The organism is Arthrobacter sp. UC242_113 (assembly GCF_044054585.1).
Classification (GTDB): domain Bacteria; phylum Actinomycetota; class Actinomycetes; order Actinomycetales; family Micrococcaceae; genus Arthrobacter.
Window position 1 is genome coordinate 1,994,452 of record NZ_CP171968.1, and the last position, 13,107, is coordinate 2,007,558.

Genomic DNA, 13,107 nt, shown 5'->3' on the forward strand with positions numbered 1-13,107 from the left:
GCCGGGCCCGCGCCGGCGAGGGCCCCGCGGCGAAGCGAAGCGAGACGTGGGAGCCGGTGGTGGGCCCACGCCGGCGAGGGCCCCGCGGCGAAGCGAAGCGAGACGTGGGAGCCGGTGGGGACTAGAGTGATTTTTGTGAGTAACTCCGCCGGCTGGGAGCAGCCCCGCACGTCCCTGTTCACCGACCATTACGAGCTGACCATGCTGCAGGGGGCCCTCCATTCCGGCGCCGCGCACCGCAAGGCCGTGTTCGAGGCGTTCGCACGCCGGCTCCCGGACGGGCGCCGCTACGGAATTGTCGGCGGTACGGGCAGGCTGCTCGAAGGCATCATGGCGTTCCGGTTCGGCGACGCGGAGCTCGACTTCCTGGCACGCACCGGCGTGGTTAACAAGGAGACGCTCGACTACCTGGCCGACTTCCGCTTCACCGGCGACATCTGGGGTTACGCCGAGGGCGAGGCGTACTTCCCCAACTCCCCCATCCTGATCGTGGAATCAACGTTCGCCGAGGCGTGCATCCTGGAAACCTACGTCCTGTCCGTCCTCAACCACGACAGCGCCATTGCCTCGGCGGCATCGCGCATGGTGATGGCGGCCGGCCAGCGGCCCTGCATCGAGATGGGGTCCCGGCGGACCCAGGAGGAGTCAGCCACGGCCGCCGCGCGTGCCGCCGTCATCGCCGGGTTCGACAGCACCTCAAACCTCGAGGCCGGGCTCCGGTACGGGCTCAAGACGGTGGGCACCGCCGCCCACTCCTTCACGCTGCTCCACGACACCGAGCGGGACGCCTTTGAGGCGCAGGTTGCCTCCCTGGGGGCCGGCACCTCGCTGCTGGTGGACACGTACGACGTCGAGACCGCCGTCCGTACGGCCGTTGACATCGCCGGGGACAAGTTGGGCGCCGTGCGGCTGGACTCCGGAGACCTGGTGGAGCAGGCGCAGTGGGTCCGGCAGCTGCTGGATGACCTGGGCAACGAGCGCACCCGCATCACGGTGACCTCGGACCTGGATGAATACGCCATTGCGGCCCTGCAGTCCGCCCCCGTCGACTCCTACGGGGTGGGCACTTCCCTCGTGACCGGTTCCGGTGCACCCACCGCCAGCATGGTCTACAAGCTGGTCAGCCGGACCAACGACGCCGGAGAGTTTGTTTCGGTGGCCAAGGCCGCCAAGAACAAGACGAGCAAGGGCGGGCGCAAGTACGCCCTCCGCCGGCTCAACGACAACGGTACAGCCACGCAGGAGCTCATCGGCGTGGGCCACCGGCCGGCGGACGACGGCAATGACCGTACGCTGCTGCAGCAGTTCATCAAGAACGGCGAGCTCCTGCCCGGCTGGACCGGCCACGAAGGCGTCCTGCGCGCCCGGCAGCGCCACGCCGACTCCATGGCCGAACTGCCCTCGGTAGTCCACCGCTTGCACCGCGGCGAGCCGGCTATTCCGACGCTCTATGAGGACAACTGATGGGAACTGAGGAGAACTGATGGCACGGGCACTCATCATCGTCGACGTCCAGAACGATTTCTGCGAGGGCGGCGCGCTGCCGGTGGAGGGCGGGGCCTCCGTGGCCGGGGCCATCAGCGAGTACGTCGAGAACCACCACGGCCAGTTCGACCACATCGTGGCCACACAGGACTGGCACATCGACCCGGGCGCCCATTTCTCGGAAGCGCCGGACTTCAAGGACACCTGGCCGCCGCACTGCGTGGCCGGGAGCCAGGGCGCCGAGCTGCACCCGGAACTCGACACCGAACACATCCAGGCCTACTTCCACAAGGGCCTGTATACCGCTGCCTATTCCGGGTTCGAAGGCCTGCTGGCACCGGAGGACGCCGTCCCCACCGGCGAGCGGCAGCCCGGTTCCCTGCCCGGAGCCGCCGACCCCGGCTACGCCCCTGAGGAAGACGCAATCGGCCTCGACGACTGGCTCCAGAGCCACGACGTGGAGGACGTCGTGGTGGTGGGCCTCGCCACCGACCACTGCGTCATGGCGACGTCACTGGATGCCGTCCAGGCCGGCTACGCCGTCACCGTGATTAAGCGGCTGACGGCGGGCATCGCCGATGACCTCGACGACACCTACGCCGAAATGGAGCTGGGCGGCGTAGACCTCGAGTAGGTTCGCGCCGGCCTGCCTACTTCAGGCGGGCTAAGTTCTGCCGATGAACCAGTCCTGGAGCTTTTTGAGCCTGGACTGAAGCTGCTCCTCGTTCGCCTGTGCCACCGGAGGGCCGCCGCAGACGGTCCGCAGCTTCGTGTGCACCACGCCATGCGGTGTGCCCGTCCGTGCGGACCAGGCCGCCACGTTCTTCGCCAGCTCGTTCCGCAGGTCCATCAGCATCCGGTGGTCGGGTACCGCGGGGGCGGCGGGCGCTGCAGCAGGGCCCTGGCGTTTCTTGCGGCCCTGCTGCTCGTGCTGGCGCTGGCGCAACAGCATGCCCACCTGCTCGGCGTCCAGCAGGCCCGGGATGCCGAGGAAGTCGAGTTCATCTTCGGAGCCGATGTCGCCTCCGGTGCCGAACTCGCCGCCGTCGAACAGCACGCGGTCGAACGACGCCTGCGAGTCCAGCGCCTCAAACTTGCCCTTGGTCAGGCTGTCCGACGCCTTCTCCTCGCGGTTCGCCTCGTCCATCAGCGACTCTTCGAGGTCCATCAGGCCGTCCCCGTCATCGTTCTGCGGCCGGTCCAGGGCATGGTCACGTTCGGCTTCCATGCTGTTGGCCAGCGCCATCAGCGGGGGAACGGACGGCAGGAAGACCGAGGCCGTCTCGCCCCGTTTCCGGGAACGCACAAAGCGGCCCACTGCCTGGGCGAAGAACAAGGGCGTGGAGGTTGACGTGGCGTAGACGCCCACCGAAAGGCGCGGCACGTCCACGCCTTCGGACACCATGCGCACGGCAACCATCCAGCGCTGGTTGCCCGCGCTGAACTCCTCAATCTTGTTGGAGGCCTTCGCGTCATCGGACAGGATCACCGTCGGCGACTCGCCCGTGATCTTCTTGAGCTGGCCGGCGTACGCCCGGGCGTCCTCGTGGTCGGTGGCGATCACCAGGCCGCCGGCGTCGGGAACGGACCGCCGGACCTCGCTGAGCCGCTTGTCCGCTCCGGCCAGGACGGCGGGAATCCACTCCCCCGCGGGGTTCAGGGCCGTCCGCCACGCCTGCGACGTGATGTCCTTCGTGACCGCGGCCTCGCCGAGGGAGGCGGCCATCTCGTCACCGGCGCTGGTGCGCCAGCGCATCTGCCCGGAATATGCCATGAAGATGACCGGGCGCACCACGTGGTCACGCAGCGCATTGCCGTAGCCGTAGGTGTAGTCAGACTTGGAGCGCCGGATGCCCTCGCGGTCCTCGGTGTACTCCACGAATGGAATGGGCGAGGTGTCCGACCGGAACGGCGTACCGGTCAGGGACAGCCGCCGGGCAGCGGGGTCGAAGGCCTCGCGGAGACCGTCGCCCCAGGACAGCGCCTCGCCGCCGTGGTGGATTTCATCAAGGATCACCAGGGTGCGGGCGGCTTCGGTCTTGGCCCGGTGCAGCATGGGCTTGCTGGCCACCTGCGCATAGGTCACGGCCACGCCAATGAACCCGCGGCCGTGCTGGCCGTCGGAATTCTTGAAGTTGGGGTCAATCGCGATGCCGACGCGCGCGGCAGCGTCAGCCCACTGCCGCTTCAGGTGGTCCGTGGGCGCCACGATGGTCACGCGGTTGACCGTGCCGGCCTCGATGAGCATGGAGGCCACCCTGAGCGCAAAGGTGGTTTTGCCGGCGCCGGGGGTGGCCACTGCCATGAAGTCGCGGGGAGCCCTGCTGAAGTAAAGGTCCAGGGCTTCCTGCTGCCAGGCACGGAGCTTCTGGGCGGTTCCCCAGGCTGCACGTTCCGGATAAGCCGGAGGCAGGGTGGGTCCGCCGAAGAGTGTCTCCGTCACTACTTGTTGTTGCCTGAGTCTCCGCCGGACCCCTTGCCGCCGTCGTTGCCCGGGCGGAGGCCGTCATAGACCTCTTTGCACTCGGGGCAAACCGGGAACTTCTGCGGATCCCGTCCAGGCGTCCAGACCTTGCCGCACAGCGCGATGACCGGTTCACCCGTCAACGCGGACTCCATGATCTTTTCCTTGCGCACGTAGTGCGAGAAGCGCTCACGGTCGCCGGGCTCCACTTCCTGGCGCAGTTCCTCGCGCTCAATGGTTGCGGTGGACGATCCGGCTCCGGAAAGCTCACGCATGGGGTCGTTGTCGAGAGGATCCGTCATGCTACTCATGGCATCCATCTTAGCCGTTCCGGACGGGCGCCCGCGGGACGACCCGGGCGCAGGTTCCTGTCAGAGCCCCTGCCACGCAGGTTTGTGGTCAAAGGTGTGCCGGTAGTAGTCGGCGAGCTTCAGTGACGACGCGGCCGCCTCGTCCACCACGATGGAGGCATGGGGGTGCAACTGCAGGACAGAGGCAGGACAGATCGCGGCAAGGGGCCCCTCCACAAGGTCGTGGACGGCCTGCGCCTTCTGCGCTCCCGTGGCCAGCAGGATCGCGTGCCGTGACTCGAGGATGGTGCCCAGGCCCTGGGTCACCACGTGGTGCGGAACTTCTTCAAGGCTGCTGAAGAAGCGGGCGTTGTCGCGCCGGGTCTGCTCGATGAGCGACTTGATCCGGGTGCGGGATGCCAGCGATGAACCCGGCTCATTGAAGCCGATGTGCCCGTCGGTGCCCAGGCCCAGAAGCTGCAGGTCGATGCCGCCGCGCTCCCTGATCCGGTCCTCGTAGGCCCGGCAGGCTGCCGGGATGTCGGCAGCGCTTCCGTCGGGTCCGAGGACGTTCCCGGGGTCGATGTTGACCCGGTTCGCGAAATCGCGGCGGATCACCTCCCGGTAGGACTCGGGGTGTCCGGGTTCGAGCCCGACGTACTCATCCAGGGTGAACCCGGAGGCGCGGCTGAAGTCCAGGCCGGCCTGCTCGTGGCGCCGGGCAAGTTCGTCGTAGACCGGCAGCGGCGACGATCCCGTGGCAAGCCCCAGCACTGCGTCGGGCTTGCTCCGCAGCAGGCTTTCCACCGCATCCGCCACGAGGGAGGCGATCTGCTTGCCTCCCGGAAGTATGACGACTTCCATTTCCGGCCTTTCTCTCGGCTGTCCTGCTAGTGAACCACGGCGGGTCCCCGCCCGGCAGATGCATCTGGCCGTTCAGTGCGATCAGCGGTTGGATGGTCTCAGCGGTTGACCGTGACCTGGGCCAGGAGCTCCGGGCCTCGGGCATCAAGCCAGCGCCCGCCCACCCGGACCCCCACAATGAACAGGGCCGCGCCGAGGACGGGGCCAAACGCCAGGTTGATCCACCCGAACAGCGGGTCACCGGTGAGCATGTGCGCCAGGACCAGGCCGGCCTCCGGGAGGACCAGGACCACGAGGACACCCATTCCGCCAAACTGGACGGCAAGGGTCTGCCCCACGTTGCCCGGCGGCTTCTTGAACGGGCTGTCGCCGGGAAGGGGCACGGCAATCGTGTACCGGGCGGACACCACGGAGGACAGGCCCAGCCCGGTCAGCAGCACTCCCACGGATATTCCCAGGATTGAGGGCCACCATGCCCAGTCCCCCGTGATGAAGAACGGCACGCTGGCGAGGACCAGCACGGCCGGCAGCGCAAACGCCAGGCATGCCAGCGCGCGCCCCAGCCGGTCATGGACACCCCGGACGCCGGCGGCCAGGTGCAGGGCAAAGGCGGTGTTGTCGTACGACACATCCCCCGAGATGGACCACGCCAGGAGGAACGCGGTAAGCGGCCCGGTGATCATCAGGACGCCGTAGTCATTGGTCTGGCTGGCTTGGAAAGCCAGGACGACCGGCAGCAACGGAATGACCACCAGCGAGCCTGAGTACCGGGGATCACGGAACCAGTAGGTCAGTGCCCGTGCCGTGACGGCACCGGCGGGAGTGCCGGGCAGGAGCGCGAAGAGCCCCAGGCGCCCGCCCTTCCGCCGGCTGCTCCCAGCATAGGGCGGCGTGACCAGCGCACGTTCGAGCAGCAGCTTCCAGCACCAGGAAAGCCCGGCAAGCGTCGCCACGGCGATGAGCAGCTTGAGTCCTGCCGTGCCCGCCTGACCCCTTTCGAGGTCGCCGCCCAGTGACCAGGCGGCCCCCAGCGGCGTCCAGGAGATCCTGCCGGCCAGCCCGGACAGGAAGGCCCCTGAACCCGCCATCCCCTGGAAGATGCCGGCGGTGATGGGGCCGAGCAGGACCAGGGGAACCATGAAGGCAATCCCGCTGACGTCCTTGAAGCGCCGGGAGGCAGCCAGGCTTGCCGTGGCTGTCGTGACGACGCGGGAGAACACCACACAGGTGAGCACGCCCAAAAGGGCTCCGACCAGTGCGCCCACGGCTGGCAGCATCCCGCGCGACCAGGTGACCACGGTGCCCAGGGCGACCAGCAAAGTGGCCAGCCCCGGGAGCCCGATGAGGCCGCCGAGTGCGAGCCCGGCTAGCAGCTGCGGCATGGGCACGGCCGACGTCGTGAACCGGGCCGGGTCAAGCGTCATGTCCACGGCCGAGGCAATGACAGGCACAATCCCCCAGCCCAGAAGCGCGGCTGAGCCGCCGAGTACCACCACGGTCTGGGCCAGGCCCGGATCCTCCTGCCGGAGGAGGACCAGCAGCACCATGCACATGCCCACGATGCCCAGCGCATACAGTCCGCCGAAGGCCAGCCCCACCAGCTGCCATGGGCTGCGCCGCAGGCCGTTCCGCAGCAGCGTGAGCTTCAGCCTCAGAAGGTGCGCAACCATTCGAGCCCCTCCGTCTGGCTCCTGCCGCCCACAAGCTGCACGAACCTCTCTTCCAGGCTCGCGCCGGCCCGCACCTGGTCCACCGTTCCGGCGGCCAGGATCCTGCCCCCGGCAATCACGGCGACGTGGTCGCACATCCGCTGCACGAGGTCCATCACGTGGCTGGACACGATCACGGTACCGCCCGTGGCCACGTACCTCTCCAGGATGTCCCTGATGTTGGCGGCGGAGACGGGATCCACGGATTCGAAGGGCTCATCCAGCACGAGGACCTTCGGAGCATGGATCAGCGCGGAGGCCAGCGCGATCTTCTTGGTCATGCCGGCGGAGTAATCCACCACGAGGGTCCCCGCGTCCTGGCTGAGGTCCAAGGCTGCGAGCAACTCCCCCACCCGGGCAGCCACCACGGCACGGTCCATGCCCCGGAGCAGCCCGGCGTAAGTGACCAGCTGCTCACCGCTGAGCCGGTCAAAGAGCCGCACCCCGTCGGGCAGGATGCCCATCAGCTTCTTGGCTTCCAGCGGCTGCGCCCAGACGTCCACCCCGTGGACCACCGCCGTTCCGAAGTCCGGGCGGAGCAGGCCCGTCGCCATGGACAGGGTGGTGGTCTTGCCGGCACCGTTGGGTCCGACAATGCCGAAGAACGAACCGGCGGGAACGTCGAGGCTGATGCCGTCCACCGCGATCTTGGTGCCGAAGCGCTTGGCAAGCCCCCTGATCGAGAGGGCTGTTAAGGGAGTGCTCATGCACTTACCCTAGTCTTGGCCTGCCGCCGGGGGGATCCTCCGGAAGGAGTAGAAACCTGCTGACCCGGCACGCCCAAAAAGCTGTCAGAACGTGTGGCGCGGCACGGCCCGTTCGTACTGCGGCGCCCAGCGCAGGTCGTGGCCAAGTTCAAAGGCGGCCCGCAGCCACCAGTGCGGATCCCGCAGTGCCGCCCGGGCGATGAAGACGCCGTCGGCCTGACCGGTGGCCACTACGTGTTCGGCCTGCCCGGGGGAGGTCAGCAGCCCGACAGTGCCGGTGGCGACTCCTGTTTCGCGGCGGATCCGGGCTGCGAACTCCGTCTGGTAGCCCGGTCCGGGCTGTATCTGCTGGTGCGCCACGGCCCCGCCGCTGGACACGTCCACCAGGTCCACTCCCCGCTGCGCGGCCTGCGCGGCCAGGCTGACCGAGTCCTCGACGCCGATCCCGCCCTCCGCCCAGTCGGTTGCCGAGATGCGAAGCAGCAGCGGCATGGACTCCGGGATGACATTGCGGACCGCGTCGATGACAGCCAGGGTCAGCCGGTTACGTCCCTCCGCATCGCCTCCCCAGGCGTCCGTGCGGCCGTTGATCAGCGGGCTTTGGAACTGGTGCAGAAGGTAGCCGTGGGCGCCGTGCAGCTCGATGGTGTCAAAGCCGATGTCCACGGCGCGGGTCGCTGCGGCGGCAAAATCCGCGATGACGCGCTTGATGTCATCCTCTGTCATGGCCGCGGGCGGCGCGTAGCCGTCGAACGCCTCGGCGCCCGGACCCACGGTCTCCCAGCCGCCGTCGGACGCCGGAACCGATCCGCTCCGGCCGGAAAACGGCCAGTACGTGGACGCCTTCCGTCCGGCATGGGCGAGCTGGGCACCGATCTTGGCGTCGGCCACGCCGTGGCGGTGCACGAAGTGGACGATCCGCTCCCAGCCCTCCGCCTGCTCGTCGTTGTACAGCCCTGCATCGCGCGGGCTGATGCGCCCTTCGGCGTTGACTGCCGCAGCCTCGGTCAGGATCAGGGCCGCTCCACCGGCGGCGAACGATCCGAGGTGCATGAGGTGCCAGTCGTTGGGCACTCCGGGGGCCTCGTCAGGTTCGCAGCTGTACTGGCACATCGGCGAAACCCAACCGCGGTGCTGCAGTTCCAGGGAACGCAGCCTCAGCGGCTGGAACAGCGCGGGCACCGCCACTAAAACAGCACCCGTGCCAGGGCCTGCCGGGCCTTGCCCACGCGTTCGTCCGTGGTTCCGACAACTTCGAACAGCTCGAGCAGGCGCACGCGGGCGGACTCGCGTTCCGGGCCGAAGTTCCTGCCGATGAACGCGACCACGCGGTTCAGGGCATCCTCCACGTGGCCGCCGGCGAGATCAAGGTCAGCAATGCCCAGCTGGGCTGTGAGGTTGTCCGGTTCATCCGCGGCAAGCTGGCGCAGTGCCTCGCCCTCGGGCCCGGAAAGGCTCTGCAGGCGTTCCATGAGTTCCACCTGCGCCAGGCCGGCCTTGGCCTCGGCGTCCGCAGGCATCTCGACGAGCGCCTGCCGGTAGGCAGCGGCCGCAGCAGCGTAGTCACCCTCTTCGATGGCGTCGAAGGCCTTCTGGTGAAGCGGCGGCAGAGGGGCCGGGGCGGATTCTTCGGATGAGCCCGCGCCGCCTCCGACATTGCCGGTCACCCCGTTGGCGGCGGCCACCGTGAGCAGTTCGTCCAGCAGCGGGCGGATCTGCTCCTCGTCGGCGCCACCCTGGAAGAGCGGAACCGGCTGGCCCTTGAGCACGGCGACGGCGGTGGGAACGGCCTGCACCTGGAACGCCTGGGCCAGTTGCGGGAACGCTTCGATGTCCGCGGCGGCGAGGACCAGCCGGCCGCCGTAGCTCTTAATAATCCGGTCAAGCGCATCCAGCACGCCGGTGGATTCGGGCGAATAGGCGGCCCAGAGGGCAAATACCACGGGGACCTGTGCGGACAACTCCACGAGGCTCTGGAAGTTCGCCTCGGTGACGTCCACCCGAAGCGCGGGTCCGCCGTCGGCCTGCTGGGAATCAGCGGCGGCGGTGTTGCCCGGAGGCGCCGGCGGAGCCGGGCGCTGCTTGAGGGAGGAGAGATCGACGGCGCCGCGAAGGTTAAGCTGGCTCGCGGCCGAAGGGACAGGGCGGGAAGCTGGCGAACTCATAGCTCCCACTCTAGCCACAAGAGCGGCCGCGGTAAGCACCGCGGCCGCTCCAGTGACGGCAGGTTTACGGAAAGCCGTTCCCTACTTGAAGCTGGCGCCAACCAGTCCGCGCGTGGCAGCGACCAGCTTCATCGGATCCTTCGAGGCGGCCGGCGGCACATAGACGGCCACGGATTCGGCGAACTTCAGCACCATCCCGGTGGTGGTCTCCTTGCCGCCGGCGAGAACGGCCGCATCGTTGCCGATGGACAGCTTGTCCCCCTCTGCCTTGGGGGTGCCATCGAAGTTGAAGGTCAGGCGGCCAAGGACCAGGGCCCCGCCGTCCTCGGTCCGGAACACGACAGTGCTCTCCGGAACGACCTTGTGCGTGAACGCGAACTTGCCGTCGACGCCGTCCTTCACGATGTCAGCCTGATAGGACAGCGTGTCCGCGATGTACGGGGAAGATTCCCCTTCAACCAGCTTGGTCTTGAACGTGGAGTTGGACTTGGTCAGCCGGTCGGCCAGGCCGGCGAGCGCTTCCTGCCCGCTGTAGAGCAGGCCGGACTTGTCGTCCGAGGCAAGCGACTCGGTGCCCCCGCGCACGATCGCGGGGAACGTGGTGCCTGGCTGCAGTGGGGACGTGCCCACGAGCTTGTAGTTTTCCCGCGGCGAGTTCTGCACGAGCGTAAGCAGCTGCGGCACAACGTTGCCTTCACCCTGCGTGACGGCCATAACGGAGCGCGGCCATTCGCGCTTGTCCGTGACCACGGTCGTCAGGAGCTTCGTGGAACGCACCGGCATGCGCGCGTCATAGGAAGCCACACGCGACCTGATCTTGTAGTTCTGGGTGCGGACCTCGAGTTCCGTTCCGGCAACGCGGGCGGCAAGCTTTCTGGCGTCCTTGGCGGCGTCTCCGGCGTCGGTGGCACTGGCCACCTGCTCCAGGATCCGGCGGAACTGGGCGTCCAGGACCACCGGCGTGCCGCTCGCCGCGGGTGCTGCAGATTCGCTTGCAGTAGAGGCGGGGGCCGCCGAGGTGCTGGCCTGCGCGGCAGCCGCGCCGCCGGCGAGGACAGCGGCGGTGGTGGCCGCGACCACCACGCTGAGCCGTGCGGAGGACGAGCGTTCACCGGCCTTCGCCGCCGCCTTGGCGCGGGCGCGGCGGGCAAACATGCTGCCCTGCTTGTCGCCGGCCTTGCCGGCGGACCCGCCGTCAGCGGACCCGCCGTCGCGGGCCCCCCCGCCCTTGGGCTTGAGGACCAGCAGTGCACCGCCCGCGAGAATCAGGAGCCCGCCGAGGACCATGAGCGGCACGGCCCACGGCATGGAGGTGTCATTGGGGAACGTCATGGAAATGGATGACGGCGCGGGCTTCTTTCCGTCTGCTGCGAGCAGCAGGGACCAGTCGCCGTCGGCCGGTGCGGACCACGTGTAGTCCATCTCGCCGCTGGCGTTCTCGGTGCTGACCCAGAGGTCGGAGCCGGCCGGCGTCGGCGCGCTGGCTTCGCCGTCGGTGTGCTTTACCTGCAGCGACTTCTTGTCGTCGGAGAGTCCGGTGACGGTGTTGTGGGCGGTTTTGCCCACCCAGGCATCGACGTCATCCGGGCGTCCGGCCGCGAGCAGGAAGCTGCCCTCGCCCTTGACCTTGATGGTGACCGTTCCGCCCTCGAGGGTGCGGAGCTTCTGGTCGATAACGGTCAGGGGCGCGGCTTCGCCGGCGGAGGCCGTTGCCGTGACCGTCTCGGCGGGGGCCCAAAAGGTCTTCTGCCCGATGCCGGCCAGCAGTGTCAGGAGGCCGAGCAGCACAAGTGCAACTGCAGTCTTGAAACGCAAAGGAATACCTATCATCAGCGGGGGTTTACCTCCAATAGTATCCGTTTTGTTACCAATAGGCCGGATCGGGGGTTGCCGGGCCCCGGCTGCCGGCCCAGCGAAACGCCGCCCGCCCGGCTATTCGCAAGGCTGCTGATAGTGTTTGCGATGATCATCACATCCGGCCCGCAGCCGCGGCGCCACGCACGGTAAAGGCATCAAAACGCAGTGACTGAACACACGGATCCGTCCATGCGCGGCCCCGAAGATCTGCCCGACGCCGACTCCTCCCAGAGCCTGCCGGCACCCCGCGAAACGGCACCACAGGACACCGCTGCACACCATGCGGCAAACCACAGCACTGCGCCGCAGCCCGCCCCGCACCACAAGCCCGCAAAGACGAAGGGCCGTCCCGCAGCCCTTGGTGCAGTGCTGAGGCGCCTGCGCCAGCCGATACCCGGCGCCCAGCCGAGGCTCCGGTTTGAATTCCCGCCAGAGCATCCCGACAACCTGGAGACAGAGGACACCGGCGAACCCGGGGACACCGAGCGTTTCGGGTCCCCCGGGCCCCGCATCTCGGCCCAGCACCCGCTGTACCTGGGGTTCATGGGCACCGTGGGCGTCGGCCTGGCCCTCCTGGTCTACTGGATCGGCTCCCACACCACCCAGCTCCTGCTCTGGATCGTGGCCGCCCTGTTTATCGCCCTCGGACTGGACCCGGTGGTGCGCTGGCTGGAGGGCCGGAAGATTCCCCGGCCCGCCGGCATCCTCGTGTCGGTGTCCGTGCTGATGCTCGCCGTCGTCGGCTTCTTTGCCACCCTCATCCCCACGATCGTGGAGCAGGTCACCGAGCTCGTGAAGCAGGCTCCCATATGGGTGCGCGACTTCATCAACTCGGATTTCTTCCGGACCGTGGACAACCAGTTCGGCGTGCGCGACCGCATCACCGAGGAACTGGACAAGTTCGTCAAGAACCCGGAGGCCATGAGCGGCATCTTCGGCGGCGTCGTCGGCTTCGGCTCAACGGTGGCCAACGGACTCTTCGGCACCCTGATCGTGCTGGTGCTCAGCCTCTACTTCCTGGCCGCCCTGCCCGCGATGAAGAAATGGGGCTACCGGCTGGCACCGCGGTCCAGGCGGGGGCGGGTAGAGGCGCTGTCGGAGGAGATCAGCCGCTCCGTGGGCAACTACGTTATCGGCCAGGCTGTGGTCGCCCTCCTGAATGCCACCTTCGCCTTCATCGTCATGTCCATCATCGGCGTGCCGTTCGCGGTGCTGCTGACGTTCGTCGTGGCGCTGCTGGCCTTCATCCCCCTGGTAGGCGGGCTGATCGCCGGCGTGGTGGTCATCCTGATCACGCTCACGCTGGGCTGGCAGTCGGCCCTGGCCTACGCCATCTGCTACTTCGCCTACCTGCAGTTCGAGGCGTACTTCATCTCGCCGCGCATCATGCAGAAAGCCGTGGCGGTGCCCGGTGCCGTTGCCGTCATCTCGGTGATCGCCGGAGGCAGCCTGCTCGGCGTCCTGGGGGCACTCATTGCCATCCCGACGGCGGCCGCCACCCTGCTGCTCATCAAGGAGATCTACATCGTGCGCCAGGATAAGCATTAGGCGCAAGCAAGAACTAGG

11 protein-coding genes are annotated in these 13,107 nt (G+C 68.0%); 3 read left to right on the forward strand and 8 right to left on the reverse strand.

Translation table 11 applies throughout. From position 1 onward, the window contains the following. The first annotated feature begins 135 nt into the window (after positions 1 to 135). A complete protein-coding gene (locus tag ACHMXB_RS08970; protein WP_395404570.1) occupies positions 136 to 1,464 on the forward strand; it encodes a nicotinate phosphoribosyltransferase in 1,329 nt (442 codons plus the stop codon). A 19-nt stretch (positions 1,465 to 1,483) separates the two neighbouring features. After that, entirely contained in the window at positions 1,484 to 2,119 is a 636-nt protein-coding gene (locus ACHMXB_RS08975; RefSeq protein WP_111905908.1) for an isochorismatase family protein, read from the forward strand. Positions 2,120 to 2,149: 30 nt separating this feature from the next. Here the strand turns inward: ACHMXB_RS08975 and ACHMXB_RS08980 are convergent, their stop codons facing one another. The 8 genes from ACHMXB_RS08980 to ACHMXB_RS09015 all read right to left on the reverse strand — a co-directional run bounded on the left by ACHMXB_RS08980 (position 2,150) and on the right by ACHMXB_RS09015 (position 11,514). Then, on the reverse strand, positions 2,150 to 3,928 hold the full coding sequence (locus ACHMXB_RS08980) for a DEAD/DEAH box helicase (protein WP_395404573.1): 1,779 nt from the start codon (positions 3,926 to 3,928) through the stop codon (positions 2,150 to 2,152). Continuing rightward, entirely contained in the window at positions 3,928 to 4,269 is a 342-nt protein-coding gene (locus tag ACHMXB_RS08985) for a DUF3039 domain-containing protein (protein WP_102972082.1), read from the reverse strand. Before ACHMXB_RS08985 ends, ACHMXB_RS08980 begins: the two co-directional genes overlap by 1 nt. 51 nt (positions 4,270 to 4,320) lie before the next feature. Then, positions 4,321 to 5,103: a glucosamine-6-phosphate deaminase gene (gene nagB / locus ACHMXB_RS08990; RefSeq protein WP_395404575.1), complete on the reverse strand. Its 783-nt coding sequence runs from the start codon at positions 5,101 to 5,103 to the stop codon at positions 4,321 to 4,323. Between the two features lie 98 nt (positions 5,104 to 5,201). After that, positions 5,202 to 6,773 carry a transporter gene (locus ACHMXB_RS08995; protein WP_395404577.1) on the reverse strand — a complete coding sequence of 524 codons (1,572 nt, stop codon included), beginning with the start codon at positions 6,771 to 6,773 and terminating at the stop codon, positions 5,202 to 5,204. Next, positions 6,755 to 7,519, reverse strand: a complete 765-nt coding sequence (locus tag ACHMXB_RS09000) for an ABC transporter ATP-binding protein (RefSeq protein WP_190602120.1) — start codon at positions 7,517 to 7,519, stop codon at positions 6,755 to 6,757. The genes ACHMXB_RS08995 and ACHMXB_RS09000 overlap by 19 nt, the downstream gene beginning before the upstream one ends. 84 nt (positions 7,520 to 7,603) lie before the next feature. Further along, entirely contained in the window at positions 7,604 to 8,701 is a 1,098-nt protein-coding gene (locus tag ACHMXB_RS09005; protein ID WP_395405205.1) for an NADH:flavin oxidoreductase/NADH oxidase, read from the reverse strand. A 5-nt stretch (positions 8,702 to 8,706) separates the two neighbouring features. After that, the gene (locus tag ACHMXB_RS09010; RefSeq protein WP_395404579.1) at positions 8,707 to 9,684 is read right to left on the reverse strand and encodes a co-chaperone YbbN; all 978 of its coding nucleotides are present in this window, start codon (positions 9,682 to 9,684) and stop codon (positions 8,707 to 8,709) included. Between the two features lie 81 nt (positions 9,685 to 9,765). After that, positions 9,766 to 11,514, reverse strand: a complete 1,749-nt coding sequence (locus ACHMXB_RS09015) for a hypothetical protein (protein WP_395404581.1) — start codon at positions 11,512 to 11,514, stop codon at positions 9,766 to 9,768. 192 nt (positions 11,515 to 11,706) lie between these two features. On the opposite strand from ACHMXB_RS09015, the gene ACHMXB_RS09020 reads away from it, so the two are divergent. Then, positions 11,707 to 13,089 carry an AI-2E family transporter gene (locus tag ACHMXB_RS09020; protein WP_395404583.1) on the forward strand — a complete coding sequence of 461 codons (1,383 nt, stop codon included), beginning with the start codon at positions 11,707 to 11,709 and terminating at the stop codon, positions 13,087 to 13,089. Positions 13,090 to 13,107: the final 18 nt, after the last annotated feature.